The following is a 14,630-nucleotide window of genomic DNA, read 5'->3' on the forward strand; positions in this document are numbered from 1 at the left end:
CGGCGCCGGCACGGGCCGCAGGTGAACTCGACACGTCCGACGGCAAGTTCGGTGATCACTGCACGGCACCTCCTGGCCGGTCGGCGGGTGTGGTCCGGGGCGCCGCGAGGGCGGCGTCGAGGGAGGGATGGACGGACAGGGCCTGTGCGAGTCCGCTGCTGCGCAGGATCCGCTCCACCCGCCCTTCGGGACACACCAGGCGCAGCTCCCCCTGGTCTTCGTCCAGCAACGCGCGGACGGACAGGAGCGCACCGAGGCCGTCTGCGTCGGCCCAGGTCAACTCGGACAGGTCCACGATCAGATTGAGCAAGTGCCGGTGCTGCGCGGTGACGGCGGCCACGAAGTCACACAACTCCCGGGCGGTGGTGGCGTCCAGGGCCCCTTTGATCTCCATCACGGCCCAGCCGTTCTCCCAGTGCGAGGCGAGGAACAGAGCCATGGTCCTCACTCCTGCCGCTCAGCGCCTGCCGAGGGCCGCCGCACGCGCGGCGCTCCAGTGGGTGGATGCGACGGTCCCACACGGTGTCGTCGGTGCTGTGGTCCTCTGGTGGCTCGCCTCCTTCCCTTCGTCTCTCGCGTGGGGCGGATCAGCTCGCGCTCTGCTTTGTCTCCGCGTCTCCGCGGCTGATCTCGATGCGGCGAGGCTTGGTCTCCTCCATCACCGGGATATTCAGAGTGAGCACGCCCGCGTCGTAGTGGGCGGTGGTCTTCTCCAGGTCGAGCGAGTCGCCCAGCAGGAGCTGGCGGCTGAAGACACCATGGGGCCGCTCGGCGACCAGCAGGTCGGCCTCCTCGACGTCCGGGCCGGGCCGCTCGGCTCGTACAGTCAGCACGTTGCGTTCCGCGTTGAGGTCAATGGTGTCGGGGGCGACGCCGGGCAGGTCGAAGTGGACGACGAAGGCATCGCCGCTCTGATAGGCGTCGACCGGCATGACGGCCGGCCGCGCGAGGGTGCCGAACATCTGCTGCGTGAGCCGGTCGAGGTCCCGGAAGGGGTCCGTGCGGATGACAGCAGCCATCATGCAACTCCTTTCACCTGGTGCGACCGCCGGATGGCGGCCTCCCCGTCCGGGCTCCGGGAGCCCGGAATGCCTCTGACAACCCCTATACCTCTCAGAGCAAACCTTGACAAGAGTGGGCTCAAGTTTTATTTCAGGACTATAGGCAACTAAAGGTGAAGCCGCAGCTCTCAGCGGGCGAGGAGGTGGCCGGGATGCGGGCGCGGGCGCGGGACCAGAGGTCGGACTTGTACGCGGTGCTGGGGGTGGAGCCCTCGGCGACGGCCGAGGTGATCACCTCCGCCTTCCGCGCCCGGGTGCGGGATCTGCGCCCCGACACCCGCGTGGACGCGGCCACCGCCGAACGGTTCGGCGAGGTGAGGACGGCGTACGAGACGCTCCGCGATCCGGTCCTGCGCGCGGCCTACGACCAGACGTACGAGCGCACCCCCGACTGCGGGCGTGCCACCGCCCCGCCGGTCCGGCCGGCGGGGCGGTACGTCGTGGTGCTCGGGGCCGCCCGCCCCGAGCCGCCGCTGCGTGCCGGTCCCGTCCGATGGGAGCGGACATCCCGATGAGGCCCGGCCAGAGACGTTGCGCACAGCATGGGTGAGGAGGGAGAACCAGATGACGCGTTCGATCGGTATCGATCTCGGCACGACGAACTCGGTGGTCTCGGTCCTGGAGGGCGGCGAGCCCACCGTCGTCACCAACACCGAGGGCGCGCGGACCACCCCGTCGGTCGTGGCGTTCGCCAAGAACGGCGAGGTGCTGGTCGGCGAAGTGGCCAAGCGGCAGGCCGTGACGAACGTGGAACGCACCGTCCGCTCGGTCAAGCGGCACGTGGGCGATCACACGTGGCGGTTCCCGGAGCACGGCAGCATCGACGGCAAGCGGTACACCGCCCAGGAGATCTCCGCGCGGGTGCTGCAGAAGCTGAAGCGGGACGCGGAGGCGTACCTGGGCGAGGACGTCACGGACGCGGTCATCACCGTCCCGGCCTACTTCAACGACGCCCAGCGCACCGCGACCAAGGAGGCCGGGGAGATCGCCGGGCTGAAGGTCCTGCGGATCATCAACGAGCCCACGGCGGCGGCCCTCGCGTACGGCCTGGACAAGGAGCACGAGCAGACCGTCCTCGTCTTCGACCTGGGCGGCGGCACCTTCGACGTGTCGCTGCTCGACATCGGCGAGGGCGTGGTCGAGGTGAAGGCCACCAACGGCGACGAGGACCGCCGCCGGCGCGAGGCGGCGGAGACCCGCAACCAGGCCGAGCAGCTCGTCTACCAGACCGAGAAGCTCCTCAGGGACAACGCCGACAACATCCCGGCCGACGCGAAGAGCGAGACGGAGACGGCGCTGGCAGAGCTGAAGGAGAAGCTGAAGGGCGAGGACACCGCGGTGATCCGGCAGGCGATCAACCGCACCACGCAGGCCACGCAGAAGATCGGCACGGCCCTGTACGAGAAGTCGCGTGCCGAGCAGCCGACGGGTGAGGCCGGCGCACCTGCGGGAGGTGGTACAAGCGGTGGCCCGCCCGAGGACGAGGTGGTGGACGCCGAGATCGTCGACGACGACAAGCCGGAGGCTGGCTGACGATGACCGGGACCGGGCCGCAGAGCACCGAACTGGCACAGCTGCGGCGCCTGGTGGAGGAGCGGACCGCCGACCTGCAGCGGGTGAAGGCCGAGTACGACAACTACCGCAAGCGGGTCCGGCGGGACCGCCTGGCCGTACGCGAGATCGCAGCGGCCAACGTCGTCCGGGCGCTGCTGCCCGTGCTGGACGCCGTCGACCGGGCGTGCGCGCACGAGCCGCTCACGCCGGGTCTGGAGGACATCGCCGACAGCCTGAAGGACCGGCTCGGCTCGCTGGGCGTCACGTCGTTCGGCGAGTCGGGCGACCCCTTCGATCCCGCCTGCCACGATGCCCTGATCCACCACATCTGCCCCAGTGCCGACCGTCTGGTCTGCTCAGCGATCCTCCGGCCCGGCTACCGGCTCGGCGACCATCTACTGCGTCCGGCCAGCGTAGAGGTCACCGGGCCGGCTCCCGCGAGGAACTCGTTCGGAAGCGACCCTGGCGCCGACCGTTTCCTCCCGGATGTGCGCCACCCTTGCTTAGTCTTAGGGCGCCTGCTTGCCGCCGGACAGGCAGAAGTACTCCACGAACAATTGACACTCTCCCGTTGGGAGTGCCAACGGCTGGGTCGGGTGACGTGCGCGTGCGGCCGTGGGCCAAGCATCCGGTCGCGCGGGGGACGTCGCGGGCGTCACCCCGGTCCACCGTCGTTGTCCCCGGGAGCGATGCGGGAGGGACCCGCTCCGCTCAAGCAGATCGTCCACAACGCCGGGCTGGAGGGCGGCGTCGTGGCGGAGAAGGTCCGCACCCTGCCCGTCGGCCACGGTCTGAACGCAGCGACCGGTGAATAGATCGACATGCCGGCCGCCGGCATCGCCGTTCCGGCGAAGGTGACCCGTTCTGCCTGGCAGAACGCCGCCTCCCTCGCCGCGCTGTTCCTCACCACCGAGGCCGGCGTCGCCGACGGGCCCGGGAGAAGGACACTGCCGCCACTGCGGCCGACGCCGATCTGCAACGCCGCTGCCCGCGGCGACAGACCAGGTGGGTGTCGGCGACTGAAGGGAGGCCGTCGGCACCCGCTTGGCCTCGCGCGTCGGTGAGCCGATGCTGCTCGTGCGCCGGCGATTGAGGCGAGAAGCCTCGCCAGACCGGTTGGCGTTCTCCCCCGTCCGCGGGAATGCTGGCTGTAGGTCGACGGCCGGCGGGTAATCGGCGCCGCCGGCGCTGCTCCTGGCGTCCTCAGGAGGCTACGTGAGAATCGAACTGGTCCAACCCGCTGCCAGCGTGTTGTTCGAGGTCCCGAACGACATGCACGAGGAGATCGTGGCGCTCATCGACGCTGTGGCAAAGACCCCGCAGGCACAAGTCTCCGACCTGGCCGCAGCGTTCGGTGAATGGTGCTGGCTTGTCTACACCACCCACGATGACGTCATAGAGGTTCTGGACGTCGGCTGCGCACGGTGACCGACGGCCTCCCCTCCGCCAGCCACCGACTCACAGACGATTCAGCAGGTCAGCGGACCCTTCCCCGCGGCTTCAGCGGCACCGGCGGCAGCTCGGGAGCAGGACCGAACCGGCCTGCGAGACCACGACCCGGCCGGTACCCCGGACAAGGACATGGGGGTAGGGACCGGTGGGCTTCTTCACCTGGAAAGTGCCTCCGAAGGGAGCGGGAACAAGGGCCTCAGCAATCCTTGTTCTTGCCGGTCAGAGGCACTCTTCGCTTATCTGACCGCCTGTCGGCCAGCCCCCTTCATGAAAGCGCGAGGTCAATCCTCGTCCCCCCATCGAGATACCGCCCAGGCCAGCACGTACGCGAAGCCGTTGAGGGCCCAGTGCAGCGCCGCAGGCGCTAGCAGACTTCCGGATCGGCGCCGCAGTTCGCACAGGACGACCCCGGCGGCGGCGGTGGCGACAGCGGCGGCCGTGACCGACAGCACGGTGCCTGCCGGGCCGGTGCCGAGGACCGCTGCGGCCGCGTTGGCCCGGGGCAGCCCGCGAGAGGGAAGCACATGCCAGAGCCCGAACAGCAGCGACGACACAGCAGTGGCCCAGGCGGTACCGCGTCGGCGCCGGACCATGGCCCACAGGACACCGCGGAAGGCGGTCTCCTCCAGCAGCACGGTGCCGAACAGCACACGGATCAGCACCCGCCCCAGCAACTGCCCCACAGTCAGGCCCGCGGCACGCTCATCCTGGAACGCCTCCCTGGTGGCCGGCAGAGCAAGCCCGAGGAGCAAGACGGCGAGAATGGCGCCGACCAGGACCGATGCCCACCTCAGCCCCCGGCGCAGGGCAGCCGCATCGAGCCCGAGATCGGCGCGGGTGAGCCCGTCCCACCGGGCGATCAGCAGTAGCGCGGCAGCCGCGGCCACGCAGGTGGGTACATAGGCGCCGGGCGCGAGCCAATTGTTGAGCAGGTTCGCGCCGACCAGGATGGCGAGGACACAGAGCATCCGCATGGTGTCACCAGGATCCCGTGATCCAGCCGCGACGGGCATGGACCGAAACCGTTTGACAAAAAGCGACATATGGGGTGCGGTTTGCCGGGCTTCCCGCTTCCTCAACGCTCACTCGGTTTCGTCCGGCGTGTCCAGGGATGACGGAGGATGCGGCAGCGCCCCCGCCGGGCGAGGGAGCGGGAACCTGTGGAACCAGCCGGTCCGCAGACGGCGGACCGGCATCGTCCAGGCGGTGCGGGCCCTCCTCGTGCAACCGGCCCCAGAAGGTGCTCGAGCTGCTCGCCGACCAGGGCCTGGTCGCCCTGTCCCGGGTGGTGCTCGACTCCGCTCACGCGCGGGCTAAAAAGTGCCCCTATGATTTTCGTCAAGTGGTAACGATCTTGGGTGGTCCGTAGAAGGCGCCGTCCCGGAGCATGGCGAAGAGGACGTCGATGCGGCGTCGGGCGAGGCAGACCAGGGCTGCGACGTGGTGTTTTCCCTCCCGTCGTTTCCTGTCGCAGTAGGCGCGTGAGTCGGGCTGGGACAGTGAGCCTTTTCCCACCTCAGGTTGAGGCGTGATGGAGGGCGACGATGGCCTTCACGAGGCCGGTGATCCGGTTGGTGCTGCAGCGAAGTTTCCGCAGGACGCGCCGGCCCTTCAGGGTGGCCATGGCCTGCTTGCCGAGACAGCGGATCCTGGCGTGGGTGCTGTTGTGCCGTCGCTTTCACCGCTTGAGCCGCCGGCCGCGGACCGGGCGGCCGGCGGCTTGGTATGCCTGGTCCGCCCAGCACTTCACGTCCGCGTTGGCGAGGGCACCGATGATGCCCGTGCGTCCGTGCGGCGGTCAGGTCGTGGGGCGAGCCGGGTGGTGCGGGTGAGACCCCCACCAGGCGTCCGAACGGGTCGGTGAGGATTTGGACGTTCGTGCCGTGGCGTTTGTGCTTCCCGAAGTGTGCGCCGTGAGGCGCTTGTTGTTCGAGTGGAGGTGAAAGACCGCCGCCGCCGTCCTGTCGCAGCAGGACGGTTGAAGCTGAGGGCAGCCTGACCCGGGAGGTGCCGGGGAGGGCGGGAAGCAGCCCTGACAAAGCCGGGACGTGCCAGTACTGCCAGATGGGGCGGGTTCGGCAAGCGAGACGGAGAGGAGTACGCGAGGAACCGGCGTCTACGCCTCCTTAAGGCACGCCAGCTCGAACCTGGTGGATGAGGGCTGGATGCGGTGCGTCCCCGCTGGATATTCGGCCGGCGGGGAACTTTCCGCGCGGTCTACTTCGGTCGCGCGGGGAGGCCACGGTGAAGTGCTGCGGGGTAGCCGTGGCGAGGCCGCGGGGGCATAGCCGGGCTCCTACTCCGACGATCGAACAACGAGCGAACACGGGAACCGTCCCGGTCCCGCCCTCCTGCCGCGTGTCCAGCACGGCGGGAGGGCTGGGTCCACCGTCGGCCGACCGGGCCGGGGCGGGGCGGAGCCACCGTAGTACTCCGAGCCGGGGAGAGCCTGGCACATGGGGAAGGGCGGCAGCGGTTTCGAGAAGGGAAGGAGGCTGCAATGCCGAAAGACGCGCTGCTGAACAGCAGTGCTCCTGAGGCCCCGCGGGGGTCTCACCAGCGGGTATCGGGGATGCAGGCCAAGCTTCACCGTTGGGCGGCGGCCGACCGTGGCCGCAGGTTCGACGATCTGTTCAACCTCGTATGCGATCCGGCGACGCTGCTCGTGGCGTTCGAACGGGTCGCGGGCAACAAGGGAGCCCGAACGCCGGGCGCGGACGGCCTCACCGTCGTCAACGTCGAGCAGGAACTCGGCCTCCCGGGCTACCTGGAGGACCTGCGACGCGTACTGAAGACGGGTGAATTCCGCCCGTTGCCGGTACGCGAACGCAAGATCCCCAAGCCCGGCGGGAGCGGGAAGGTGCGCAGGCTCGGCATCCCGACCGTCTCCGACCGGGTGGTCCAGGCGGCCCTCAAGCTGGTGCTGGAACCGATCTTCGAGGCCGACTTCCTGCCGGTCTCCTACGGCTTCCGGCCCCTGCGGCGCGCACACGACGCGATCGCCGAGATCCACCGCTACGGCACCCACGGCTATCGCTGGGTGCTGGACGCGGACATCGAGGCGTGCTTCGACTCCATCGACCACACGGCCCTGATGGACCGGGTGCGCGCAAGGGTCAAGGACAAGCGCGTGCTGCGGCTGGTCAAGGCGTTCCTCAAGGCCGGTGTCCTGACTGAGGGCGGCGGTCGCGAGGAGACCTTCACCGGCACCCCGCAGGGCGGCATCCTCTCCCCGCTGCTGGCGAACATCGCCCTGTCCGCGCTCGACGAGCACGTGATGGAGCCGTGGGAGCCGGGCGGGCGGATGTCCACCAGAGGCAGGCGGGCACACCATCGCCACCACGGCCGCGCGAACTGGCGCATCGTCCGCTACGCGGACGACTTCGTCGTCCTGGTCGACGGCAGTCGTGACGACGTCGCCCGCCTGCGCGAGGACATCGCCGACGTACTGCACCCTCTCGGGCTGCGGCTGTCACCGGCCAAGACCCAGATCGTGCACATGTCGGACGGGTTCGACTTCCTGGGGTTCCACATCCAGTGGCGCCGCAAGCGAGGCTCGAACAAGTGGTACGTCTACACCTTCATCGCCGACCGGCCCATCCGGCAGCTGAAGGACAAGATCCGTGCCCTGACGAACAGAACGTCGCAGCAGGACCCGGGGACCGTGCTGAAGAGGATCAACTCGATTCTGCGCGGCTGGGTCAACTACTTCAAGCACGCGGTATGCAAGACCACGCTGAAAGCCCTGGACCACTTCGTATGGCGACGGGTGACCAGCTGGTGGATGGTGCTGCATCGCTGGAGGTGGAAGGACGTCCGCCGACGCTTCACCGACCGCAACGGCCGGTGGCACAAGCTCTCGGCGGACGGGATCGAACTGTTCCCCATGGTCTCGATCGCGGTCACCCGCTATCGCTACCGGGGCAACACAATCCCCAACCCCTGGACCCTCAACCACGCCTGAACGACAGAGACCGTGGAGAGCCCGGTGCGGTGAGAGCCGCACGCCGGGTTCGGCGAGCGGCACGGAGAAACGGACCGATGGCAACATCGGCACCGCGCTCCGTGCCGACTCAACGGTACGGGGTGTCGGCGGCGATCTCCCCCGGCCTTCGGCCGGGAGGTGCCCCCAGTCGATCGGCAGCAGGGTGCCGTCCAGGACCACGAACGCCTTCGTCCGCACGGTCTTCATCGCTTCGGTCAGGGTCGGTGCGGGGGCGGCCAGGACGTCGACGGCCTCGCGTATGGAGCGGTCGGCCGTCGCGACACCCATGCGGAACCCGGCCGCGAGCTGGGCGCGTTGGGGGGTGCCCCGGCCGGAGGCTGGGGGGTGTCACCGCATCTCAAGTGGGTCAGGGCGAGCAGGGCCTGCCGGCCCACCGGCAACCGTCGCCACCGCGTTCCGATCTCGCGCTGCCGGGCGCGGAGTTGTCCTGTCAGGTAGCGCAGGGTGTGGCTGGACAGATCGATCGACGACGGGTGGACAAGCACGCGAAGCTCCTGGCGGACACAGGTGACCTTGGTCGTGAACCCGTCTACCAGGAGCTTCTTCGCGTTGTACAGCAGCCCGCCTCGACGGTGCCGCCGGCAGATCGGAAAGGGCTCAGTGTGGCCCGGGCCCACCGTTCGGCCCGCCCTCAACGGGCCGAACGGTGGCTGCGGGGTGTGCGGGGTACGGCTCAGCAGCCGCCGCAGTTGTAGTACGTGACGTCCCAGTGGTTGCTCTCTTCGGCGTAGATGTTGCCGGAGCCGGAACGCCACTGCCGGGCGCCGTCGCCGCGTACCCCGATGTAGGCGAAGTTGTTCTTGATGTAGTTCCCGAGACACGTGTACTTGCTGTAGTCGAGCTTGTAGCCGTTCCAGTGCGAGTACGTCCCAGAGGCGTGGCCCGTCTCGGTGCCGCCGGTGATGTTCAGTGCGCAGCCGCTGGCCCGCTTGAGGGTCTGGGCACCCTGGGCGGTGGCGAGGTTGAGCTGCTCGAACGACGTGCATGTCGAGATGTTGCGGTTCGAGCAGTTGCCGGAGGATGACCAGGTGATGCCCACCTCGCGGAACATCGAGGTCGCGGTGGCGTGGCTGATCTTCGTGGCGGCGGACGCCTCGCCCGCCGTGCCGATGACGGCGGCGCCGGGGGCGATGACCAGAGCGAGAGCGATCAGGACCGAGCGGATCCTCGGGAACTTCAGAGCCTTCACGGCCTTCATGTGCGAACCTTCCTGCTGGGGGCCAGGTTTCCTTGGGGGTGGCTGTGCAGGTGGTGCACGCAGATAATGGCGGATATCTACGCGCGTTCGCCAGAGGGCGGACGGTATCCGTCCGCAGGCACGCGGGGAAGGCGCGGTGTCATGCCGTGTGATGCGCTCTCGGCGTCGTCAGTTCCAGAGCTCGCCGCTGCCGCACACACGCGCGCCCGTGTTGCGACCTCTCTGTTCGAGGCAACCTGACCGAGCCAGCGCACGGATGCCCATGACTCTGGGGCTGACCAAAGAACAGGAGGCCGGGGCATTCGAAGGCGTCATGCCCCGGCTGCGGGCGGCAGACGACATCACCACGCTGATGAGAGACAAGCTCGATCGTGTGGGGATCGGTTATTCATCGCTGCTGGTCAAAGGGCCAGGACTCCGCACGTAGGTCTGCGACCCTGCTGGGGTGATCGTGCCTCTCCCATACCAGGTGACCCGACGTCTGCCCTCCGTTCCCGCAGTGCTGTTGCGCCAGGACACGGCGAGGGCCGCCGAACTGCTCGTGCTGCGGCACGAGAATGCGGTGCTGCGACGCCAACTCCATGCACCCGTACGTACGAACCCGCGGACCGGCTGTGGCTCACGGCCCTGTCCTCGCTGATCCCCCGCCGCCGCTGGACGCAGATCTTCCCGGTCACGCCGGGCACACTGCCGGCAGGGCACCGCACGTTGGCCGCCCGTCGGTGGGACTACTCCCAGCGGCGCCACAGACCCGGACGGCCGCCCCCGACCGCCGCCATCAAAAGGCTCGTGCCGCGCCTCGCTCAGGTGAACAGCCGATGGGGTCATCGCCGGATCCAGGGTGAACCGGCCCGGCTCGGACACCCGATCGCCGCCTCGACGGTCTGGGAGGTCCTCCACGTCGCGGGCATCGATCCGGTCCCGCGCCGGGCCGGCCCGGCCTGGCGCGAGTTCCTGTCCGCGCAAGCCACCGCCGTGATCGCCTGCGACTTCTTGAACATCGACACAAGGTCCTTGGACCACAAGCCGACCTGCGAGGGCGGACTGTTGCAGCAGTCGACCAAGCCGGATGCTCAGGGCCGCTCCCTGGCCATGCTCGGCACCGGCCGGATCGATCGTTTTTCAACGGCCTTCTGGCCAATGCGCGTAGATACGCGCATCATGGCAGTGCTGTCTGCGGGACAACCTTCGAGCGACTTGTCATGGGCACGACATTTCTCAGTAGAGGGAGGCGGCACGATGGCTTGCGGATCGACCAGCCTGTGGGCCGGTGAAACGACCTGGTTCTGTTGCGGATCCTCATGGGGTCCGTGCGGCAGCGCAGGTGGCGGCGCCTGCGGCAACTGCCGGTCCAGTGCGAATCACGGCGCCTGGCCCAACGCGTCACAGGCGTGCTGGGACATCACCCGGCCCGACCTGTGCGGCGAGAACATTCCCAGACGCGGCTGCGGCTCCGTGATGAACGTCAGGCACCAGTGCTCCGGCGCCACGGTCTGCATCACGATCACCGACTGCGGACCGCGCACCAAGAGCTGGTGCGGCGAGGCCACCTGCTGCAACGGTGCCTGCCGTACCAACCGGGTCCTGGACCTGACCCCGGCCGCCTTCTCGGCCATCGGCAGCCTCAGCTCCGGCAAGCTGCCGGTCTACATCTACGAGTGAGGAGGCGTTCAACGTGACGTACCGTCAGAACGACAACGGCGGCCTGGGCCGCCGGCGCTTCCTCACCACGGCTGCCCTCAGCGGCGCAACCATCGTCGGCGCGACCGCCCTCGGCGGGATCGACGCCGACGCGGCCTTCGCCTCCGAGCCGTCGCTCGACCCGGCGGTCCCCGCATCGTCCTTCGTGGAGGGCCGGATCACCGGCATCACCGGCAGTGTGCTTCAGGTCGCGGGATCCTACGGCGACCATTCCCGGGTCCAGATGACCAACGCCACCAGCGTGTGGAAGGTCCAGCCCACCACCGCCGCCGAGATCGAGGTCGGTGACGGGCTCTACGCGCGCGGCGTCCCGATGCCGGACGGTACCGTCGCCGCTGACGCGGTGTGGGTGAACATCGTGAACATCGACACCCAGATCCGCGGCATCGCGAAGAGCCGGCTGCACCTCTCCCACGGACGGCACGAATTCATCGGCCACGTCCTCCCGGACACGACGAACGCCTCCTACGCGGGCCGCGCGCTCACCTCGGACCTGTCCCGGCTGCGTATCGGACAGAGCGCCCAGGTGCTCGGGGCCTGGCGGCCGTCCGACGACTCCGTGGACATCGTCCGTATCTCCGTCGGGCACTGACGTCCGGATCACAGGAGGGAGAAGGGTGAGACAAAGATGCTCTCACTGACAACGGGCCTCATACCCCTGGTCCTTGCGGGCCTACTGGGGTGGACCGGCTCGGTCAAGCTCTTCAACCGCGACACCGTGCGCCAGGCACCCAAGACGGCGCTGGCCCGCATGCTGCGCAGCAGCGAGCGGGCGGCACTGGTGCTGCGTGCCGTCGGCGCCGGGGAACTCCTGCTCGCCGTAGGGCTGCTGGCCCTACCGGCGAGCCCGGTGCCGGGCACGGCCACCGCCGTCCTCGGGGCCGGATTCCTCGGTTATCTCGGTTACGGCCGGGCGCTGGCACCGGAGTCCTCCTGCGGCTGTTCGGCGAATGAGGACACCCCGATCACCTGGCGCGCGTTCGCACGCGCCGCGGTGGTGCTCGCGGGCGGCGCGACCGCGGCGGCGGCGAACGGCGCATGGTGGTCCACTCTCATCGAACAGCCCGGCGGCTCGCTCGTGTTTCTGGCCGTCACCGTGGTCGTCCTGGTGGCACTTTCGGTCGATCTCGACCGGTGGTGGCTGCTTCCCCTGCGCCGGCTGAGGCTCCGTGTGTGGGGGCATCCGCTCTTCGGCAGGGAGCGCGGGGACCGCGTGCCGGTCGCCGCCAGCGTGGAGCTGCTGGAGCGCTCCCTCGCCTGGCAGACCGCCTCCCCGGTGGTCCGGTCGGGTCTGCTGGACCACTGGGAGGAAGACGGCTGGCGCATCCTCCTGTACTCGGGTGTGTACGGGACGCGGGAGAACGCACGACCGGTGTCCGTGGTCTTCGCCCTGGACGCCACCGCCAGCCGCGACACCCCTGGTGATCCCGCTGTCCGCGTCAGCTTCGTCGACGCGGACAGCGGGGAGCCGGTGGCGCAGGAGATGCTGAACGCGGTTCCTTCACGCCGGGCTCTGCCGATGGTCGGCTGAACAGCTGGCCCACCGGCTCCGGCTCCGGCGCGGCCGGACGTCTGTCCGGCCGGGTCAGTCCCCGCCGGCGCCGCACCACGCGGGCGACCAGGCCCAACTCCGCCATCAGCTTCGCCACGGTGTTCACCGACACCCGCCATCCGACCCGTATCAGTTCGATGAACACCCGTGGCGAGCCGTAGGTGCCGCCGAGGACTCGAAGACGCGCACGATCTCCTCCACCAAACGCTCCCGGCGTTCCTCCCACGCGGTGACCGCTCCTTGATCCACTTGTAGAACCACGACTCCGACACGCCCAGCACCCGGCAGGAGACACGGTGCGGAACGTGGTGCTCGGCCCTCTGGGCATCGATGAACGCGGCCAGCGCGGCCGGATCGGTCTCGGTCACTTCACCCAGAGGGCCACGAATCGCTCGCAGACATCACGCTCCCTCTCCCGGATCGTCGCCGCTGCCGGGTGCGGGGGCCGCGGGCGGCAGACGACTCAGACAGTGCTCGGGGAAGGAGTGCCGCTCCTGGCCGATGTAGGCATCGAGGTGCAGGGTGAGGGAGGTGCTGGAACTGGTCAGTGAGGCGATGCCGAATGAGCGCGCGCACAGATCCGAAGACGTGCCGAGTTGCTCGAGGGTGCGGTTTTCCAGCAGCGCCTGCGCCGGGGAGGCCGAGGGGGCGGGTGGCTGGTGCGAAGGCCGGCGCGGCCAGACTGCCCGCTGTACTCGGCCCGGTAGCGGCTTCCCGAGGCTTGCGGGGCTGCTCGCCCCAGGTAGCTGCCCCTGGAAGAGGACGTTCGGTTCTGCGCCCGTGCTTCGGCTCTCGGTGTTGCCTTCCAGCCCGGCAGCAGGAGAGTTGCTCTCGCGCGCGTTGCACCCTCTCGGACGCGACGGCGTCCTCCCCCGAGGGGTGAGGACCGGGGGAGGGCACCGCAGGGTGGACCTGTGGAACGTCAGGCGGCGACCGGGGTCTGTTCGGCCGTGCGCTGTTCCGCGGTCCGCGTGCCGTTGCGGCGGGTGAACAGCCGGTCCAGGCCGAAGGCGCCGGAGCCGGTGAACACCAGCAGGAACATGGCCCAGCAGTACATGGCCGCGCCCTCGCCGCTGTTCTGGAGCGGCCACAGGGCCTCCGGCTGGTGCACGCTGAAGTAGGCATAGGCCATGGCGCCCGACGATATGAACGCGGCGGCACGGGTGCCCAGTCCGAGCAGGACCAGGCTGCCGCCGACGAGCTCGATCACGGCCGCGTACCAGTGGGGCCAGGCCCCGGTCTCGGCGGTGCCGCCGCTGCCGTCCGTGCCGCCGAGCACACCGAACAGTGCGGCGGCGCCGTGGCAGGCGAAGAGCAGGCCGACGACGATGCGGAACAGGCCGAGGGCGTACGGCTGGGCGCTGTTGAGGCGTCCGGACATGTGGGGGTCTCCTTCGGTGGACCGGCCCGGAAAGGACCGGGCGGGGACGGGAACCGAGTCGAAACCTCGCATTAAGTGCACCCAATTTACGCTTGCAAACGCAATGTTTGACTTTGGGGCAACGCGGAAATGAAGGGCCAACCGCTTGCTGTCACGGGGAATACGGATCGGCCCCCGCCCTCGCACTCAAGGGTGTAACCGAATGCACACCCAGAGTCACATTCTGCGGCCAGGTGTGACTTCGCGCGAGCCGAGTCGCCAAGCGTGTCCACGTCACCCGCTCAGTTCGGTCTCCGCCACCGTCCTCAGCCGGACACCCTGTCCTGCACCCGGCCGTCCCGCGGCCGTCCCCGGTGCCGGGCGCTCCGTCACGTACGCGTGCTCCAGTCGCATTGGCTCACCCGCGATCTCCCCTGAGTAAGCCTCATGCCTTCGTCAACGACCGCATCCCGCTTCTCCGTGGCGAACTCCACCCGGCACGGAAACTCCTTGATGGCACAGTGATCCACGGTCAGGTGGAGGACCGCGTGACTCCCCCGCTGCTTACCGTCGGCCTGCCCGGGCGGAGACTGTGCCGACGTAGAGCTCGGGGGTGACCTGGGTCTATCAGGAGTCAGGCTCTGGCCCACATTCGGTGGTACCCGAGCGTCACGTTCGTCTGGGCCCGGATCTCGCAGCTCATGGAGGGGGCGACGGCTGCGTCCGGAGACGAGAGTCCCGCCTGG

The 14,630-nt window shown here is 69.1% G+C and carries 13 protein-coding genes and 6 pseudogenes; 10 read left to right on the forward strand and 9 right to left on the reverse strand.

What is annotated here, in order from left to right:
* Positions 1-55: 55 nt before the first annotated feature.
* Together WJ438_RS03050 and WJ438_RS03055 are read right to left on the reverse strand one after the other, a co-directional pair.
* Entirely contained in the window at positions 56-439 is a 384-nt protein-coding gene (locus WJ438_RS03050) for an STAS domain-containing protein (RefSeq protein WP_406723846.1), read from the reverse strand.
* Positions 440-587: 148 nt separating this feature from the next.
* Positions 588-1,022, reverse strand: a complete 435-nt coding sequence (locus WJ438_RS03055; protein WP_406723847.1) for an Hsp20/alpha crystallin family protein — start codon at positions 1,020-1,022, stop codon at positions 588-590.
* A gap of 152 nt (positions 1,023-1,174) precedes the next feature.
* Between WJ438_RS03055 and WJ438_RS03060 the strand changes: the two genes are divergently transcribed.
* The 5 genes and pseudogenes from WJ438_RS03060 (at position 1,175) to WJ438_RS03080 (ending at position 4,043) form a co-directional block, all read left to right on the forward strand.
* Entirely contained in the window at positions 1,175-1,576 is a 402-nt protein-coding gene (locus WJ438_RS03060; RefSeq protein ID WP_406723848.1) for a J domain-containing protein, read from the forward strand.
* Positions 1,577-1,625: 49 nt separating this feature from the next.
* Entirely contained in the window at positions 1,626-2,594 is a 969-nt protein-coding gene (locus WJ438_RS03065) for an Hsp70 family protein (protein WP_406723849.1), read from the forward strand.
* Positions 2,595-2,596: 2 nt separating this feature from the next.
* Positions 2,597-2,980, forward strand: a pseudogene (gene grpE, locus WJ438_RS03070) (nucleotide exchange factor GrpE); the annotation flags it as partial.
* Between the two features lie 339 nt (positions 2,981-3,319).
* Positions 3,320-3,679, forward strand: a pseudogene (locus tag WJ438_RS03075) (hypothetical protein); the annotation flags it as partial.
* Positions 3,680-3,830: 151 nt separating this feature from the next.
* Positions 3,831-4,043, forward strand: a complete 213-nt coding sequence (locus WJ438_RS03080; RefSeq protein WP_406723850.1) for a hypothetical protein — start codon at positions 3,831-3,833, stop codon at positions 4,041-4,043.
* Positions 4,044-4,348: 305 nt separating this feature from the next.
* Here the strand turns inward: WJ438_RS03080 and WJ438_RS03085 are convergent, their stop codons facing one another.
* The 3 genes and pseudogenes from WJ438_RS03085 to WJ438_RS03095 all read right to left on the reverse strand — a co-directional run.
* Complete coding sequence (locus tag WJ438_RS03085) at positions 4,349-5,041, reverse strand: lysostaphin resistance A-like protein (protein ID WP_406723851.1); 693 nt, start codon at positions 5,039-5,041, stop codon at positions 4,349-4,351.
* A 364-nt stretch (positions 5,042-5,405) separates the two neighbouring features.
* Positions 5,406-5,570: pseudogene (locus WJ438_RS03090) on the reverse strand (IS110 family transposase); the annotation flags it as partial.
* Between the two features lie 13 nt (positions 5,571-5,583).
* Positions 5,584-5,968 (reverse strand): annotated as a pseudogene (locus WJ438_RS03095) (transposase family protein); the annotation flags it as partial.
* Positions 5,969-6,567: 599 nt separating this feature from the next.
* Between WJ438_RS03095 and ltrA the strand changes: the two are divergent.
* The gene (gene ltrA / locus WJ438_RS03100) at positions 6,568-8,031 is read left to right on the forward strand and encodes a group II intron reverse transcriptase/maturase (protein WP_406723623.1); all 1,464 of its coding nucleotides are present in this window, start codon (positions 6,568-6,570) and stop codon (positions 8,029-8,031) included.
* A gap of 168 nt (positions 8,032-8,199) precedes the next feature.
* Here ltrA and WJ438_RS03105 read toward each other — a convergent pair.
* Both WJ438_RS03105 and WJ438_RS03110 read right to left on the reverse strand, forming a co-directional pair.
* Positions 8,200-8,558 (reverse strand): annotated as a pseudogene (locus WJ438_RS03105) (IS5/IS1182 family transposase); the annotation flags it as partial.
* Between the two features lie 188 nt (positions 8,559-8,746).
* On the reverse strand, positions 8,747-9,271 hold the full coding sequence (locus WJ438_RS03110) for a hypothetical protein (RefSeq protein WP_406723852.1): 525 nt from the start codon (positions 9,269-9,271) through the stop codon (positions 8,747-8,749).
* A gap of 262 nt (positions 9,272-9,533) precedes the next feature.
* On the opposite strand from WJ438_RS03110, the gene WJ438_RS03115 reads away from it, so the two are divergent.
* The 4 genes and pseudogenes from WJ438_RS03115 (at position 9,534) to WJ438_RS03130 (ending at position 12,503) form a co-directional block, all read left to right on the forward strand.
* The gene (locus tag WJ438_RS03115; RefSeq protein WP_406723853.1) at positions 9,534-9,698 is read left to right on the forward strand and encodes a hypothetical protein; all 165 of its coding nucleotides are present in this window, start codon (positions 9,534-9,536) and stop codon (positions 9,696-9,698) included.
* 18 nt (positions 9,699-9,716) lie between these two features.
* Positions 9,717-10,279: pseudogene (locus tag WJ438_RS03120) on the forward strand (integrase); the annotation flags it as partial.
* Positions 10,280-10,946: 667 nt separating this feature from the next.
* Positions 10,947-11,564, forward strand: a complete 618-nt coding sequence (locus tag WJ438_RS03125; protein ID WP_406723854.1) for a cell wall protein — start codon at positions 10,947-10,949, stop codon at positions 11,562-11,564.
* Between the two features lie 36 nt (positions 11,565-11,600).
* Positions 11,601-12,503 carry a MauE/DoxX family redox-associated membrane protein gene (locus WJ438_RS03130; protein WP_406723855.1) on the forward strand — a complete coding sequence of 301 codons (903 nt, stop codon included), beginning with the start codon at positions 11,601-11,603 and terminating at the stop codon, positions 12,501-12,503.
* Here WJ438_RS03130 and WJ438_RS03135 read toward each other — a convergent pair.
* Both WJ438_RS03135 and WJ438_RS03140 read right to left on the reverse strand, forming a co-directional pair.
* Positions 12,412-12,852 carry an IS3 family transposase gene (locus WJ438_RS03135; protein ID WP_406723856.1) on the reverse strand — a complete coding sequence of 147 codons (441 nt, stop codon included), beginning with the start codon at positions 12,850-12,852 and terminating at the stop codon, positions 12,412-12,414. The genes WJ438_RS03130 and WJ438_RS03135 overlap by 92 nt on opposite strands.
* A 594-nt stretch (positions 12,853-13,446) precedes the next feature.
* Positions 13,447-13,905 carry a DoxX family protein gene (locus tag WJ438_RS03140; protein WP_406723857.1) on the reverse strand — a complete coding sequence of 153 codons (459 nt, stop codon included), beginning with the start codon at positions 13,903-13,905 and terminating at the stop codon, positions 13,447-13,449.
* Positions 13,906-14,630 lie beyond the last annotated feature (725 nt).

Origin of the sequence: Streptomyces sp. GD-15H, assembly GCF_045291515.1 — a bacterium.
GTDB lineage: Bacteria > Actinomycetota > Actinomycetes > Streptomycetales > Streptomycetaceae > Streptomyces.